We start from the raw sequence: 15,649 nt of genomic DNA, 5'->3' as shown, positions 1-15,649 counted from the left end.
CTGCTATCCCACCATTTGGTTCAAAGAAAGAATCGGCAACAGGATGGCCAGCACGATCACCAGCACCACTGCCCCCATGAAGACCAGCATGAACGGCTCGAACAACCCGACCAACAAGGCGATCTGCGCGCTGAGGTCGTTTTCCTGGTTCTTCGCCGTACGCGCCAGCATCTGATCCAGCTCCCCGGAGCGCTCGCCGCTGGCGATCATGTGCAACATCATCGGCGGAAACTGCCCGGTCGCCTCCAGCGAACGGGTCAGGCTACCGCCCTCACGGACCTTCTGCGCCGCCACCAGCACCTCGGCGCGAATCACCCGGTTGCCGATCACCTCGCCGGCAATCGCCAGCGCCTCCACCAGCGGCACGCCGCTGCGGGTGAGGATCGCCAGGGTCGAGGCGAAGCGTGCGCAATCGGTGGCGCGGCCCACCCCCCCCAGCAGCGGGATGCGCAACAGGAAACGATGCCAGCGCAGGCGAAATGCCTCGTCTCGCAGCGCGGCACGCAAGGCGATAACCGCCAGTACCAGCGCCACCACCGCCAGCAGCCCCCAGGCCTTGACCCAGTCACTCAGGGCGATGAGCCCACGGGTCAGTGCCGGCAGGGTCTGCCCGGAGTCGACGAAGACCTTGACCACGTCCGGCACCACGTAGCCGAGCAGAAAACCGACGATCAGCAACGACGCGCACATCAGGATCACCGGATAGAGCAGCGCCAGCTGCACCTTCTGCCGCGACTGCTGGCGCTGCTCGGTGTAGTCCGCCAACTGTTCCAGCACCGGCCCGAGATGCCCGGCGTGCTCGCCAGCGGCCACCGTGGCGCGATACAGCTCGGGAAACGCTGCGGGAAACTCCTTGAGGCTGGCGGCCAGGCTGTGCCCCTCCAGCACCCGCGCGCGCACCGCCAGCAGCATGCCCTGGATGCGCGAACGGGTGGATTGCGCGGCGGCGGCGCGCAACGCCTCTTCGATAGGCAGCGCCGCCTGGATCAGCGTCGCCAGCTGGCGAGTAACCAGTGCCAGGTCACGTGCCGACAGACCACGGGCAAAGCCCAGGCGCACCTGGCCAGCACCCTGCTCGCGACTGCGCGTGGCCTTGACCTCGAGCGGCGCCAGCTGGCGTTCACGCAGCAGCTGCCGCACCTGCCGAGCACTGTCGGCCTCCAGCACGCCCTTCTGCTGGCGGCCACTGCCGTCCAGGGCGATGTATTCAAAGGCCGCCATCGGCAAACCGCTCCCGTCGTTCCCGTGGAAGCGGCTGGGCGGCATTCCGCTGCAGCCGCGATCCGTGCCGCCCCGCAGCCGAAGCCGCTGCTACAGCCGATGCCCATATCACGCTCGCCATCATTCCTCTCGCGTCACGCGCAACACTTCCTCGACCGTGGTCACCCCTTCCAGCACCTTGCGCCGACCATCGTCGCGAATGCTCGGCCCCAGGGTGCGGGCGTGGCGGATCATGTCCTGTTCGGCAGCGCGACTGTGCACCAGGCTGCGCATGGTCTCGTCGAACACCACCAGCTCGTAGATACCGGTACGCCCACGATAGCCCTGCTGATGGCAGTGCGCACAGCCGCGGGCGTGGTACAGCGTCGGCGCCTGATCGAGCGACGCCCCCAGCAGCGCGCACTCGGCCGCATCGGCGCTGTAAGGCTCCTTGCATGCCGGACAGAGCACCCGCACCAGGCGCTGCGCCAGCACGCCGAGCAGCGATGACGACAACAGGAAGGGCTCCACGCCCATGTCCACCAGACGGGTGATCGCGCCGATGGCACTGTTGGTGTGCAGGGTCGAAAGCACCAGGTGACCGGTCAGCGACGCCTGCACGGCGATCTCGGCGGTTTCCTTGTCGCGAATCTCACCGACCATCACCACATCCGGGTCCTGGCGCAGGATGGCGCGCAGGCCACGGGCGAAGGTCATGTCCACCTTGGTGTTGACCTGGGTCTGGCCGATGCCTTCGAGGTGATACTCGATGGGGTCCTCGACGGTGAGGATGTTGCGCGTGTGGTCGTTGAGGCTGACTAGGCTGGCATACAGCGTGGTGGTCTTGCCCGAGCCGGTGGGCCCGGTGACCAGCAGGATGCCATGCGGCTTGCGCACGGTGTCTTCCATCAGCGCGCGATCTTCGCTGCGCATCCCCAGGTGCTGCAGCGACAGGCGCCCGGCCTGCTTGTCGAGCAGGCGCAGCACCACCCGCTCGCCGTTGGCCGACGGCAGCGTGGACACGCGGATGTCCACCTCGCGCCCGCCCACCTTGAGCGAGATACGCCCGTCCTGCGGGATGCGTTTCTCGGCGATATCCAGCCGCGCCATCACCTTGACCCGCGAGACCAGCAAGGTCGCCAGCTCGCGCTTGGGTTCGAGCACTTCACGCAGGATACCGTCCACGCGAAAACGCACCACCAGGCGCTTCTCGAAGGTTTCCAGGTGAATGTCGGAGGCGTTCTCCTTGATCGCTTCGCCGAGAATCGCGTTGATCAGGCGGATGATCGGTGCGTCGTCCTCCTGTTCCAGCAGGTCCTCGGTTTCCGGCACCTGATCGGCCAGCGACGCCAGATCGAGACTGCCGCCGATGTCCTCGGCCAGCTGCATGGATGCGGAGTCATGCTGATAGGCCGCCCCCAATGCCTGGGCGAACTCGCTGGCGCTCATCGCCTGCAGCGGCAGGCTGCGCCCGGCGAAACGCTGCGCCTCGGCCAATGCCACCGGGTCGCAGCCGAGGCGATAGCCCAGGCCGGCGCGGCCGTCATGCATGACGAACACCACGCCATGGCGCTTGGCGAAGCTGAAAGGCAGGCGGCGCAGCGGAGTGTCGTGCAGCGAAGCGTTCATGCGTGACCTTAGAACGGAGTCTTGTCTCGGTAGCACAGCCTAACCTGACTGTTCGCCCCAATGGGCCACCTCAAGGACGGTCTTTCTTTAACAATCGATCGATTATCTTTAACACATTGCCCAGCACAGCACACCCACCCTATTTGGGGGATGCCAACATCACGCGGGCTGCTATGATCAGCGCGCGACGCCCCGCACATAAGAAGAGCTAGAACGTCGTTTCCGGAGTGATACCTTTGCCCATCTCGGCCCTTTCCCAGCGGCTCAAGGACAATACCCCGAGCCTGATCGGCATGCTCGTGCTGATCGCCCTGAGCGTCAGCCTGGCGTGGCAGAGCGCCGACCTGCTGCGCCTGGTCCGCGGCCAGGTGCAGCCCGCCCCTGAGCAGGCCGACTCCGGCCAGGTGCAGCACGGCCAGGCCCCTGTCGGCCAACTGTTCGGCGCCCCTCGGCAGGCAGATAGCGGCCCGGCGCCGACCACCAATCTGCAACTGACCCTGCTCGGCAGCTTCGTGCACAGCGACCCGCAGCGCTCCAGTGCGCTGATCCAGCCCCAGGGCGAGCATGCCCAGCGTTATGCCGTCGGCATGGAAGTGAGCGATGGCGTGCGTGTGGACGCCATCTATGCCGATCGCGTCGAGCTGCTGCGCAACGGCCGCCGCGAGAGCCTCGGGTTCCCGCGCCAGCAGAGTGGGCAGTACAGCTATACCCCACCGTTCGAAGCGACGCAGGAAGACCCGCAACAACAACTCGAACGACTCGACCAGGACAACCTCGAACAACTGCGCCAGCGCATGCAGATGCTGCGCGAACAGATGGAAGCCTCCGGCACACTGCCCGAAGAAACGCCCCCCGATCAGCCCATGGAAAGCGACTGAACCGATGCCTGTTCTCCGAAGCCGACTGACACTCGCCCTGATAGCCGCCAGCCTGGCCAGCACGCCCTTGCCGCTGCTTGCGCAGATCGAACAGGTGCCCAGCAGCGCTAACCAGCAGGAAGAAAGCTGGACCATCAACCTCAAGGGTGCGGACATCCGCGAGTTCATCGACCAGATCGCCGCCATCACCGGGCAGACCTTCGTCGTCGACCCGCGTGTGAAGGGCCAGGTCAGCGTGGTGTCCAGCACCCCGCTGGGCCTCTCCGAGGTGTACCAGCTGTTCCTCTCGGTGATGGCCACCCACGGTTTCAGCGTACTGACCCAGGGCGACCAGGCGCGCATCGTGCCCAATGCCGAAGCCAAGGCCGAAGCCGGTGAAGGCCGGGCCGCACCGGACCGCCTGGAAACCCGGCTGATCCAGGTACAGCACGTGCCGGTAGCCGAGCTGATCCCGTTGATCCGCCCGCTGGTACCGCAGTACGGTCACCTGGCTGCCGTCACCTCGGCCAACGCGCTGATCATCAGCGACCGCAGCGCCAACATCGCACGCATCCAGGACCTGATGCGCCAGCTCGACCAGAGCGGCGCGCAGGATTTCAGCGTGGTCACCCTGCAACATGCCTGGGTGATGGACGCCGCCGAGGTCCTCAACACCGCCATCGCCCGTGGCCAGGCCAAGGGCAGCGGCGCTACCCAGGTGGTGGCCGATGCCCGCACCAATCGCCTGATTCTTCTCGGCCCGCCGGACGCCCGCGCCAAGCTGGCCGACCTCGCCCGCTCGCTGGATACGCCCACCAGCCGCTCGGCCAACACGCGGGTGATTCGCCTGCGTCACAACGACGCCAAGGCCCTGGCCGAAACCCTCGGGGAAATCTCCGAAGGCTTGAAGAGCCAGGAGACCGGCGAGACCAGCGGCAAGCAGTCGAACATCCTCATCCGTGCCGACGAGAGCCTCAACGCCCTGGTGCTGCTGGCCGACCCGGATCAGGTCGCCACCCTCGAGGACATCGTCCGTCAGCTCGACGTGCCGCGCGCGCAGGTCATGGTCGAGGCGGCCATCGTCGAAGTCTCCGGCGACATCACCGATGCCGTGGGCGTGCAATGGGCGGTGGATGCACGTGGTGGCCGTGGCGGCCTGGGCGGGGTCAACTTCGCCGGTACCGGACTGTCCGTCGGTTCGGTGCTGCAGATCCTGCAGAACGATGAAATACCGGAGAACACCACACTCCCCGACGGCGCCATCATCGGCGTTGGCAGCGACCGCTTCGGCGCGCTGATCACCGCGCTGTCGGCCAACAGCAAGAGCAACCTGCTGTCGACGCCGAGCCTGCTGACCCTGGACAACCAGAAGGCGGAGATTCTCGTCGGACAGAACGTCCCCTTCCAGACCGGCTCCTACACCACCGACGCCTCTGGCGCGGGCAACCCCTTCACCACCATCGAGCGCAAGGACATCGGCGTCACCCTCAAGGTCACCCCGCACATCAACGAAGGCGCCACCCTGCGCCTGGAGATCGAACAGGAGATCTCCTCCATCGCGCCGAGCACCGGGCTCAATGCCCAGGCGGTGGACCTGGTGACCAACAAGCGCTCGATCAAGAGCACCATCCTCGCCGACGATGGCCAGGTGATCGTGCTCGGCGGGCTGATTCAGGACGACGTCACCGAAGCCGTTTCCAAGGTGCCGTTGCTGGGTGACATTCCACTGATAGGCGGGCTGTTCCGCTCCACTCGCGAGTCGCACATCAAGCGCAACCTGATGGTCTTCCTGCGTCCCACCGTGGTACGCGACGGCGCCGGTCTGGCCGCACTGTCCGGCAAGAAGTACAGCGATATCCGCATCATCGGCAATGGCAGCAGCAACGGCGGCCGCCCCAGCATCCTGCCCAGCCAACCTGCGCAACTGTTCGATGGCCAGGGCGCGCCGGCGGTGGACTTGCGCCAGTAAGGGTATCGCCTGCCACGTTAGCGCCGGCAGCTTCTAAGGCCATCGCGGCTGAAGTCGCTCCTACGACCAGCGGTGCCGCCCCCCTCTCCCGCTTGCGAGAGAGGGGCCTCCCGGCACCGCGTATCACCCCAGCGGCGGCGTGCGCGGTGGGACCTGGCGTTTGCTGCCAGTGGACTCGTAAGCAGCCGCCAGCTGCAGCAAAGCCGAGTCGTCATAGGCGCGGCCTGCGAAGGTCAGGCCCACTGGCATGCCGATATCGGCCATCACGCCCATGGGTACGGTCACGGTCGGCACACCCAGGTGACGAATCGCCAGATTGCCGTTGGCCACCCACACGCCATTGCTCCAGGCGATGTCGGCGGATACCGGGTTCACATCGGCATCCGCCGGGCCGACATCGGCAACGGTGGGGAACAGCACGGCATCCAGCCCCTGTTGTGCCATCCAGTCCTCCAGATCGATCTTGCGCGTGTGTTCCAGGCCACGCAGTCCATCAGGCAGCGTGGCGATCTGGTCCCAGGGCTTGATGCCGCGCTTGGCCATCTTGACGTACTCGTCCATGCCCGCCGCCAGGTCGCCCTCGCGATTCGGCAGCGTACCGGGGTCATGCGGGAAGATCTGCGGCCCATCGACATCGGCCAGGCGCTGCAGCTGCGGGTCGCCGTTGGCCTGCAGGAAGTCGTCGAAGGCCCAGCCGCTCAGCTCCCACAGCTCGTCATGCAGGAATTCGGGCGTGACGATACCCCGGTTGAACACCGTCGGTGCCCCCGGGCGATCCCCTTCGCAGTTGGACACCAGCGGGAAGTCCACCTCCACCACTTCGGCGCCGGCAGCTTCCAGCGCCTGGCGGGCCGCCTCCCACAGGGCGATCACCGTTGGCCGGGTGTGGATGCGCTGGCCGGTCGGACCACCGATGCCCGGCGACTCGCTGGTGCCCGCTGCCTCGTCCTTGTTGATGAACATGCGTGGCACACCCAGGCGCTTACCTGCCAGCGCATCGGCCTTGGCTGCCAGCGCCAGGTAGGATTGCGGGCGCACAGCGGAGGCTTTCGGGATCGGCACCCAGGGCTGCAAACGCCACAGGTCGCCACGCGTGTCGGCGTCATCGGCCACCACCACGTCGAGTACCTCGAGCAGGTCGGCCATGGTCCGGGCATACGGCACCACCACGTCCATGGTCGGCGTCAACGGCCAGTTGCCGCGCACCGAGATCACCCCGCGCGACGGCGTGTAGGCGCACAGGCCATTGTTCGACGCCGGGCCGCGCCCGCTGGACCAGGTCTCCTCGGCCAGGCCGAACGCGGCGAAACTGGCAGCGGTCGCCGTACCGGCGCCGTTGGACGAGCCCGAGGCGAACGGCGCCGTCAGGTAATCCGCGTTGTAGGGACTCTCCGCGCGGCCGTATACCCCGCGCTGCATGCCGCCGTTGGCCATCGGCGGCATATTGGTCTTGCCCAGGCAGATGGCGCCGGCGGCACGCAGACGCTCGACGGTGAACGCATCACGTTGTGCCACCAGGTCCTTGAAGGCCGGGCTGCCGGAAGCCGCCGTCAGCCCCTTGACCAGGTAACTGTCCTTCGCGGTATAGGGAATGCCGTCCAGCGGGCCGAGCGTTTCACCACGCGCACGGCGCGCATCCGACGCCTCGGCTTCCTGCAGTGCATCCGGGTTGCGCACGACCACGGCGTTGAGCCGGGTCGCCGTGGCGGGCCCGTCGTAGGCCTCGATACGCGCCAGATAGGCCTTGACCAGTTCGACCGCAGTGGTGCGGCCGGACTCCAGCGCGGCACACAGCTCGGCGATGGAAACTTCGGTTACCTCGATCATGCTGTCATCTCTCGCAGAAGGCGGGACCTGCCAGCAGCATGGCCCCGTTACGCAATACGACGTGTCCACGGTCAATGCTGAAACCGCGACACTCTGCCGCCGATGATACAGGGCAACGGATTGCGACAGGAGCGGACCGGCAGAACTCAGTCTCCGCCGCCGCCACCATCACCGCCACCACAGTCGCCACCGAAATCGCCGAAGAAGCTGCCGCCGCCATCCACACCCGGGCCTCCCCCATCGCCCGAGCGGTTCGCGCCTGAGGACTTCCTGCGCATGGCCCGCAGCAACAGCAGCAGAAAGACGATGAACGCGCCGATCACCAAGTAGAACCCCATCAGCCTGCCTCCATGTCCCTGTTCAGCACTGGATGATAGCCCATGCGCCTGCCCGCTCGGCGGACACGTTGAGACGCTGGTCGCAGAAGCGCCGAGCCATTGCGCACGTCGGTTGCCTGCAGCTTTGCTAGGGTCACAGACGATAGCCAACGAGCGGAGACCCTCACATGCCACAGATCACCGGCGGCTGCCTCTGCGGCCAGGTACGCTTCAGCACCAGCGCCCAACCCTACCGGGTCGGCGTCTGCCACTGCATGGACTGCCGCAAGTACCACGGCGCGCTCTTCCATGCCTCGGCAATCTTTGCCCAGGACGCCGTGACCCTGAGCGGCGAAACCGGCCAGTATGGCGGCCGCCATTTCTGCCCGCGCTGCGGCTCATCGGTGTATTCGCGCACGGCGGATGAGATCGAACTGAACCTGGGCTCGCTGGATGCGCCGGACCAGTTCACCCCCACCTACGAGCTCTGGACCATTCGCCGCGAAGCCTGGCTACCGCCCTTCCCCTTCGCCCGACAGTACCCGCGCGACCGCGAGAGCAGCACCCGCCACGAATAGCGTCGAGCGCTCATGAGCCGTGCCTTCAGGCATCCGCAGCGCGCTGGCAGCCCCAGCCGTGCATCAACCCGGCCTGGAAGAACTGCACCGGCGCCGCGAAGCCGGCGGCCTGGATGATGCCGGCCACCTGCTGCGCCGGCAGCACTGCCACGTCTCGCGCGTAGGCAATGCGTACACGCTCGAGCATCTGCGGCTGAACGCCGGCACCGGACATCAGCGTCATCCAGTTACGCAGCAGCACCTCGTAGGCCGGCGCGTGGATCTCCGCGGCCAGGTCCGCATTGGCCAGCAGACCGCCCGGCTTGAGCCGCTGCGCGATCTGGCGGAAGAAGCGCGTGCGTGCCTGCGGCTCCAGCAAGAATTGCGAGGCCAGGAAGCAGGTCGCGCCGTCATGCAGCGGCTCATCCGCCAGCGTGTCGAGATAGCCCGCATGAAACTCGCAACGATGCGCAAAGCCCTCGCGCTGCGCACGCTGGCGACAGACATCGAGCATCGCCTCGGAAGGGTCCAGCGCCGTGAACCGCCAGCCGGGAAAGCGCGCGGCCAGGTGGCCGATCTCCGCACCGGTACCCGCGCCCACGCAGAGCACCCGCGCATCGGCCGGCAGCTCGGCGAACAGCGCATCGAGCAGCAGATAGAGCGCCTCGCGAATCGGCGCCATCCCAGCCCATTGCTGGTCATAGCCAGCCGCCTGTTGATCGAACAACGCCCTGAGTTCCTCGTCGCGCATGGCAAACCCTCCGTTTGGCCTGATGAATGATCGCGCTCACACCTTCCAGTATCCCAGAGCTGTCAAGCCCCCATGGCCATGCGCCTTGGCGGCAGTCGTACGCAGCCGTGGCAAGGCAGCAAGACCGGTCAACAGTGGATTCGCGGGCACTTTGCCGGCGTTTGCGGGGACTAACTGGCATGCCTCCGCTGAACGAAACCAAGATGCGCAACCCGACCTTCGAACAGAAAGCCTTCATCCTCCTGCTCGCGCTGGTGACCATCGCCTTCTTCTGGATACTCCTGCCGTTCTACGGCGCCGTGTTCTGGGCGATGGTGCTCGCCGTGGTGTTCGCCCCGCTGCAGTCACGCCTCAATCAGCGCTGCAACGGCAGGCGCAACCTGACCGCCCTGCTGACGCTGACCATCTGCCTGCTGGTGGCGATCCTGCCGGTGATCTTCATCACCTCTGCGGTGGTGGCCGAGGGCACCAGCCTGTATGAACAGCTGGAGTCCGGCGAGCTGGATTTCGGTGCCTACGTGACCAGCACCCTGCGCGCGCTGCCGCCGCCCATGCAGGAGCAACTGCAGCGCTTCGGCATCGCCAACCTCGACGGCCTGCGCGAGCAGATATCCAAGGGCGCCACGACCGGTAGCCAGTACCTGGCGACCAAGGTCTTCGCCATCGGCCAGGGCACCTTCGAGTTCTTCATCAGTTTCGGGGTGATGCTGTACCTGCTGTTCTTCCTCCTGCGCGACGGCCAGGAGCTGGTGCGCAACATCCGCGTCGCCATCCCCCTGGCCGACAGTACCAAGCGCCGCCTGCAGATCAAGTTCACCCGCGTGGTACGCGCCACGGTCAAGGGCAATGTCCTGGTCGCCGCAGTCCAGGGCGCGCTCGGTGGCTTCATCTTCTGGGCGCTGGGCATCTACAGCCCGCTGCTGTGGGGCGTGCTGATGGCCTTCCTGTCACTGCTGCCAGCCGCTGGCGCCGGCATCGTCTGGGCCCCGGTCGCGCTCTACCTGCTGCTCAGCGGCAGCCTGTGGCAAGGCATCATCCTCACCGCCTTCGGCGTGCTGGTGATCGGCCTGGTGGACAACATCCTGCGCCCCATACTGGTGGGCAAGGACACCCGCCTTCCCGACTATCTGATCCTCGTCTCCACCCTCGGCGGTCTCGCCCTGCTGGGTCTCAACGGCTTCGTCATCGGCCCACTGGTGGCCGCACTGTTCGTGGCCAGCTGGAATCTGCTGGGGACGAAGAAGAAGGTCAGGTTGCCGGAGTGAAGACATCGTCGCAGTGCGGCCATTCGCCCTGGCGCACAGTCTTCACGACAGTGATAAAAAGGGTTCTCACACTGTCCGGTACTCGAAATGGAATTCACGGAATACGGAACACCTGCTGGCAAACCCGTCGTTTACTTCCATGGGGTGCCCGGCTCACCGTACGAGAGTGCGATCCTCGAGGCACCGGCGCGCGAACTGGGGCTGCGTGTTCTCTGCTTCGATCGCTTCGCTATCGACCGCTCGACAACCGGCACCGACTACTACCGGCAGATCGCCCAGTCGATTGACGAGACCGTGCAGGGCGCCCCAGTCGACTTCATCGCGTTCTCCCTCGGGGCTCATGTCGCACTGGAGGTCAGCGCGCTCATGTCCGGACAGGTTGCTCGGCTGCATCTCGTTGCGGCGGCGGCTCCTCTTGATGCCGGGGATTTCGTCGATGAGATGGCCGGCAAGGCCGTCTTCTCGCTGGCCAGGCACAGCCCGATCTTGTTCCGCTGGCTGGCCAGGTGGCAGGCGCTGCTGGCCAGGCGAGCACCGCACATGCTGTTTCGAATGCTGTTCGCCAGTGCCCGAGGCCAGGACGAAGCGCTGGTGCAATCGCCAGACTTCAGCGTATTCATCCAGCGCGTGCTGCGGCGAGGCTTCGCCTGGGGCGTCACCGGCTACACACGGGATGTTCGGCAGTACCTGCAACCCTGGTCAGCCAATCTCTTCGCCCGCCAGGGAACTGTGTTCCTGTGGCACGGCACGGAGGACAACTGGGCGCCCATCGGCATGGCGGAATATCTGGCCGAGCGCTTTCCGAAAGGGGCACAGGTCGAGCGCCTGGATGGGCTGTCCCACTATTCCTGCCTGTACGCCGCTGCACCGAGAATCTGTGCGCAACTCGCCCACGAGTGACGCCGCTGCGAACGAGCAGCCTGTCTTGTGGCCGTCAGATGAACAGTGCCGGTCATACGACCGGCACTGTCTGCTCGCAGGCGCGCTGGCCAGGACCGCCAAGCTCCTGGCCAGCGCGCCTGGATCACGTCCGGGATAACCCGGCGCGGTACTCGGTGGTGGTGATTCCGGCATAGCCCCAGTTATCGGTGTCGACTTCCTCGATCACGATATGAGTGAGCTCGGGCTTCTTGTTCAGAACGCGCTCCAGGGTCTCGGTGATTTCCTTGATGACCTGGGCTTTCTGTTCGCGGGTGACGCCATCGCGGGTAATGCGTACGCTGACGAAAGGCATGGTGATGCTCCTGTGGTTGGGGAAGGGATCTGCTGGCGGTGGCACGGCAGTGGCCGCGTCATCCGCCCGTTACCATTTGCCGCTGCTCATGCCGCCATCGACCGGCAGCACCACGCCCGTGGTGAAACTGGCGCCAGCCAGGTACAGCACGGCCTCGGCGATGTCTTCGACCTGCCCGATGCGTCCTGCCGGTTGCAAGCCCTTGAGGAAATCATGAGTCGCCGGATCGTGCATCGGTGTCTCGATGATGCCAGGTGCCACCGCGTTGACCTGGATGTTGTGCGGCGACAGCTCCAGCGCCAGTGCGCGGGTGACCTGGTTGAGGCCGCCCTTGATCAGCACCGGCAGCGCGGCGGGCACGTCGATATTGGCCTGCAGCGCGATGGCGGCGGTGATGGTGATGATCTGCCCCTGACGACGCTCGATCATGTGCGTGGCAGCCGCCTGGGAGGCATAGACCACGCCCTTGAGGTTGGTCTCCAGCAGGCTGTCGATATCCTCCGGGCTGTAGTCGAGGAAAGGCTTGGGCAGGAAGAAACCGGCGTTGTTGACCAGCACATCGACCTGGCCGAACGCTTCGATGCCGGCATCGATCAACTGGCGAGCGGTCTGCGGCAGGGCGATATCGCCTGCCACGCCAACGAAACCGGCGGGGCTGCCCAGTTGCGCCCTGGCCTGCTCTAGCCGCTCGGCGCTGCGCGCGTTGCCCACCACATTGAACCCCTGGGCGAGGAAGGCCTTGGCCAGGCCGAAGCCGATGCCGCTGGAGGCACCGGTGATCACTACCGTTCTGTTGTTGCTCATGTCGTTTCTCCCGCTGAGAAGGCGCCCTGGGCGCCGTTGGGAGAACTATATTTTTGCCATGAAAGCAGATAAATATGACTTCAATAACTTCAGTTGATACATGGTGTAATCAATCATGCCGCGCCAATTCGACGATGTACTGCTTGGCAGCATCGAACTGTTCTGCCTCGCTGCCGAGCTGGGCAGTTTCACCGCGGCAGGGCTGGCCGCGGGCGTGACGCCGGCGGCGGTCAGTCGCTCGATCGGCCGGCTGGAGGAACGCCTGGGCTCCAGACTGTTCGTGCGCACGACCCGCAGCATTCGCCTGACCGAAGGTGGCCGTGGCTACTACGAGCAGTGCCGCCAGGCGTTGACCCAGCTGGTCGAGGCGGAGCGCGCGGTCAGCGGCCAGCAGCAGGAACCCTCGGGGACGCTGCGCATCAGCCTGCCCACCACCTATGGGCACCACCGCATCCTGCCGCTGATGCCGGAGTTTCGCCGCCGCTACCCCAAGGTGCAGGTCGATATCCACCTGGGAAATCGCAACATCGACTTCGTCGCTGAAGGTTACGACCTGGCCATCCGCGTGCGCGCGCAGCCGGATTCGAGCCTCATCGCACGGCCGCTGGAAGACGCCCGCCTGGTGGTGGTGGCCACTCCCGACTACCTGGCACGCGAAGGCGTCCCACAGACGCTGGACGACCTCGAGCGGCACGACTGCATTCAGTTCGAGCTGCCCAGCAGCGGACGGCGCATCACCTGGCTGTTCAACGATGACGGCGAGGAGCGGGAGGTCGTCAGCGCCGGGGGCTGCACCTGCTCGGACGATGTGCTGGGTGGCGTGACCCTGGCCAAGCACGGCGCCGGGCTGTTCCAGACCTACCGCTTCATCGTCGAACGCGAACTGGACGAGGGCTCTCTGGTCGAGGTGCTGCAAGCGTTCGCCGGGCACTCGCGGCCCTTCACCCTGCTCTATCCGAGCGGCAGGCACATGCCGTTGCGTCTGCGCGCCTTCATCGATTTCATCATGGACAAGCAGCGCCAGTGGAGCGCCTGAATCTTGCCCGCCTCAGACGGCGCCGCCCTCGGCGCCGAGCGCGGCATGCGTACGCAGTTCCTCGTCGATGAATGCGGCAATCATCGCGCGGTACACCTGCTCGACCACCTCGGCCGAGGCCCCGCGCTCACTGGCGAGCGCCCGCACCTTGGCGATGACCTGCTCGACGCGTGCCGAGGCACGTACATCGGCACTGTCCTTCTTGAACCGCGCCGCCTGCGCGACGAAACCACCGCGCCGGGCGATGAGCTCGACCATGGCGCGGTCGATCTCGTCGATACGCTGGCGCACGTCCTCGAGGGAGCTGCATTGCACGTCCATATGATGATGTCCTGTGGTGATTCACGTCGGGGCCATCACGTTAGTGAGCTGACGGCCAGACGTCCAGCGCAACGCCCTGCGACGCGACACCGACAGCCGGCTTCAATGGTACTCGATGCGGTTGCGCCCGCCGCGCTTCGCGCAGTACAGGGCGATGTCGCTACGTGACAGGGCGGCCTCGACGTTGCTGTCGTTGGCGGTGAGCGATGAGATACCCACGCTGACGGCCAGGAATATCTGCTCGCCGGCATGCAGGATCGGCGTCCTGGCCAGCTCGCTCTGGATGCGGGTGGCGAAATGCGTGGCCTGTTGCTGGTCGGTCTCGCTGAGCACCACGGCGAACTCTTCGCCGCCCAGGCGTCCGGCGGTATCGCTCTTGCGCAGCTGCGCGCAGAGGATGGTGGCGAAGTGGCGCAGTGCCTGGTCGCCGACGTTGTGCCCCCAGCGGTCGTTGATGGTCTTGAAGTAGTCCAGGTCGAACATCAGTATCGCCGCACTCTGGCCCGAACTGCGTTGCAGGCGCGCCAGTTCGATCTCGAGCTGGCGCATGAAGTGACGGCGATTGGCGAGCTGGGTAAGGAAGTCGGTGGTGGCGAATGCCTGCAGCTCGGCCTCGATCTGCTTGCGCTCGGTCACATCGGTCATGAAACCGTGCCAGAGCACGCTGCCGTCGCCCTGGCGACGCGGGCAGGCCTCGACCTCGCACCAGACCACGTCGCGCCCCGGTACCTGCACGCGGAATTCGTGGTGCCAGGGCGTCAGCTGTTCGGCGCAGCGCGTGAAGGTGTCCAGGAAGGCGTCCTGATCATCCGGATGGACGACCGTCGTCAGCGCCTGGGCATCCTGCATCAACTGCGTGGCGCTGAGGCCGCAGATCGCTTGCGCACCGGCACTGACGTAAGTGAAGGCAGGCTCGCCCTGCAGCGGGCGCAGGAACTGGAAGACCATGCCGGGTATCTCGTTGGTGAGGTCCGTCATCAGCTCGACGGTCTGCTGCACCTGATCGGACAACCGGCGTATGGCGGTGATGTCGGTGGTGGTGCCGATCATCCGCAACGGCTGGCCATCGCTGTCACGCTCGACCACCTTGCCACGGCTGCACACCCACTTGTACTGACCATCCCGGCAGAGCAGCCGGTGCTCCACTTCATAGGCCTCGGTGCGGCGCTCGAGGTGCGCCTGGATGGTCGCACGCACGTAGTCGAGCTCGGACGGATGAACCCGCGTGTAGCTCTCTTCGATGCGGTTGCCGATTTCATGGTCGGCATAGCCCAGCAATGCCTTCCAACTGCTGGAGTAGTGAATCTCGCCGCTGCTGACATTGCGGTCCCAGATGCCGGTGCCACTGCCGGCGATGGCCAGCGCCATGCGCCGTTCGCTCTCGCGCAGGGCCGCCAGTTCATGCCGTTGCCTGACGTCCTTCGCCTCCCGCTCCAGCAGATCGAGCGCCAGCCAGGCGAACTCCTGCAGGGCCTGTTCCTGGCTGGCGTCCAGCAGCCGATGGGTCTCATCGAGCAGATAGAGGCAACCGAGCTGCCCGCCCTGACACGCCAGCAACGGCCAGACCACCAGGATGCGCAGGTGTTGGATCTCAGCGAGTGGACCGGCCTCGCGGGCATCCGCGATCTGCCGTCGTTGCGTATCGCTCAACCCGGCACTGGCCCAGATACGGCGCGTGCGCCCCTCGCCCGCGACCAGCACGCAGGCCGGTACAGCGAAGTGGGCACAGATCAGGCGGACCATTCCGTCGAACCGCTCGTCATTGGCGCTGGCAGTTGTATTGATCGACCCCAGGGGCTGCATAGGACGTCTGCTTCGCTTGGACCGCACAAGACATTGATAGTGATACGCCATTAGTGCGCTGGCGTCTAATCGTTCGTCA

At 65.8% G+C, this 15,649-nt stretch carries 15 protein-coding genes; 6 read left to right on the top strand and 9 right to left on the bottom strand.

Annotated features, from left to right (window positions below):
- Nucleotides 1-3: 3 nt before the first annotated feature.
- Both xcpS and gspE read right to left on the bottom strand, forming a co-directional pair.
- On the bottom strand, nt 4-1,221 hold the full coding sequence (xcpS, locus tag JLK41_RS08570; RefSeq protein ID WP_210390768.1) for a type II secretion system inner membrane protein GspF: 1,218 nt from the start codon (nt 1,219-1,221) through the stop codon (nt 4-6).
- Nucleotides 1,222-1,341: 120 nt separating this feature from the next.
- A complete protein-coding gene (gene gspE / locus JLK41_RS08565; protein ID WP_134676203.1) occupies nt 1,342-2,829 on the bottom strand; it encodes a type II secretion system ATPase GspE in 1,488 nt (495 codons plus the stop codon).
- 227 nt (nt 2,830-3,056) lie between these two features.
- On the opposite strand from gspE, the gene JLK41_RS08560 reads away from it, so the two are divergent.
- Both JLK41_RS08560 and gspD read left to right on the top strand, forming a co-directional pair.
- The gene (locus tag JLK41_RS08560) at nt 3,057-3,707 is read left to right on the top strand and encodes a type II secretion system protein N (RefSeq protein WP_244976484.1); all 651 of its coding nucleotides are present in this window, start codon (nt 3,057-3,059) and stop codon (nt 3,705-3,707) included.
- Between the two features lie 4 nt (nt 3,708-3,711).
- Nucleotides 3,712-5,655, top strand: a complete 1,944-nt coding sequence (gene gspD, locus JLK41_RS08555) for a type II secretion system secretin GspD (protein ID WP_150608968.1) — start codon at nt 3,712-3,714, stop codon at nt 5,653-5,655.
- Between the two features lie 123 nt (nt 5,656-5,778).
- Here gspD and JLK41_RS08550 read toward each other — a convergent pair whose 3' ends face one another.
- Together JLK41_RS08550 and JLK41_RS08545 are read right to left on the bottom strand one after the other, a co-directional pair.
- Nucleotides 5,779-7,482, bottom strand: coding sequence for an amidase (locus JLK41_RS08550; RefSeq protein WP_210390766.1), 1,704 nt, complete (start codon nt 7,480-7,482; stop codon nt 5,779-5,781).
- A 146-nt stretch (nt 7,483-7,628) separates the two neighbouring features.
- The gene (locus JLK41_RS08545; protein WP_047591223.1) at nt 7,629-7,820 is read right to left on the bottom strand and encodes a hypothetical protein; all 192 of its coding nucleotides are present in this window, start codon (nt 7,818-7,820) and stop codon (nt 7,629-7,631) included.
- Nucleotides 7,821-7,987: 167 nt separating this feature from the next.
- On the opposite strand from JLK41_RS08545, the gene JLK41_RS08540 reads away from it, so the two are divergent.
- A complete protein-coding gene (locus tag JLK41_RS08540) occupies nt 7,988-8,377 on the top strand; it encodes a GFA family protein (RefSeq protein WP_150608964.1) in 390 nt (129 codons plus the stop codon).
- Between the two features lie 25 nt (nt 8,378-8,402).
- Here the strand turns inward: JLK41_RS08540 and JLK41_RS08535 are convergent, their stop codons facing one another.
- Nucleotides 8,403-9,107 carry a class I SAM-dependent methyltransferase gene (locus JLK41_RS08535; protein ID WP_210390765.1) on the bottom strand — a complete coding sequence of 235 codons (705 nt, stop codon included), beginning with the start codon at nt 9,105-9,107 and terminating at the stop codon, nt 8,403-8,405.
- A 203-nt stretch (nt 9,108-9,310) separates the two neighbouring features.
- Here JLK41_RS08535 and JLK41_RS08530 point away from each other — a divergent pair, with 203 nt between their 5' ends.
- Nucleotides 9,311-10,372, top strand: coding sequence for an AI-2E family transporter (locus JLK41_RS08530; protein ID WP_134676352.1), 1,062 nt, complete (start codon nt 9,311-9,313; stop codon nt 10,370-10,372).
- Nucleotides 10,373-10,459: 87 nt separating this feature from the next.
- A complete protein-coding gene (locus tag JLK41_RS08525; protein ID WP_175253418.1) occupies nt 10,460-11,272 on the top strand; it encodes an alpha/beta fold hydrolase in 813 nt (270 codons plus the stop codon).
- Nucleotides 11,273-11,396: 124 nt separating this feature from the next.
- On the opposite strand, the gene JLK41_RS08520 is transcribed toward JLK41_RS08525, so the two are convergent.
- Together JLK41_RS08520 and JLK41_RS08515 are read right to left on the bottom strand one after the other, a co-directional pair.
- Nucleotides 11,397-11,606: a tautomerase family protein gene (locus tag JLK41_RS08520; protein WP_037048481.1), complete on the bottom strand. Its 210-nt coding sequence runs from the start codon at nt 11,604-11,606 to the stop codon at nt 11,397-11,399.
- A gap of 69 nt (nt 11,607-11,675) precedes the next feature.
- Nucleotides 11,676-12,410, bottom strand: coding sequence for an SDR family NAD(P)-dependent oxidoreductase (locus JLK41_RS08515; protein WP_210390764.1), 735 nt, complete (start codon nt 12,408-12,410; stop codon nt 11,676-11,678).
- 115 nt (nt 12,411-12,525) lie between these two features.
- Between JLK41_RS08515 and JLK41_RS08510 the strand changes: the two genes are divergently transcribed.
- Entirely contained in the window at nt 12,526-13,446 is a 921-nt protein-coding gene (locus JLK41_RS08510) for a LysR family transcriptional regulator (protein ID WP_210390763.1), read from the top strand.
- Between the two features lie 12 nt (nt 13,447-13,458).
- Here the strand turns inward: JLK41_RS08510 and JLK41_RS08505 are convergent, their stop codons facing one another.
- Both JLK41_RS08505 and JLK41_RS08500 read right to left on the bottom strand, forming a co-directional pair.
- Nucleotides 13,459-13,767 carry a chorismate mutase gene (locus JLK41_RS08505; RefSeq protein WP_210390762.1) on the bottom strand — a complete coding sequence of 103 codons (309 nt, stop codon included), beginning with the start codon at nt 13,765-13,767 and terminating at the stop codon, nt 13,459-13,461.
- A gap of 102 nt (nt 13,768-13,869) precedes the next feature.
- A complete protein-coding gene (locus tag JLK41_RS08500; protein WP_175253416.1) occupies nt 13,870-15,570 on the bottom strand; it encodes a sensor domain-containing diguanylate cyclase in 1,701 nt (566 codons plus the stop codon).
- Nucleotides 15,571-15,649 lie beyond the last annotated feature (79 nt).

The sequence above is a fragment of the Ectopseudomonas khazarica genome (assembly GCF_017915135.1).
GTDB lineage: Bacteria > Pseudomonadota > Gammaproteobacteria > Pseudomonadales > Pseudomonadaceae > Aquipseudomonas > Aquipseudomonas khazarica.
This window is presented reverse-complemented; position numbering and strand designations above follow the sequence as displayed.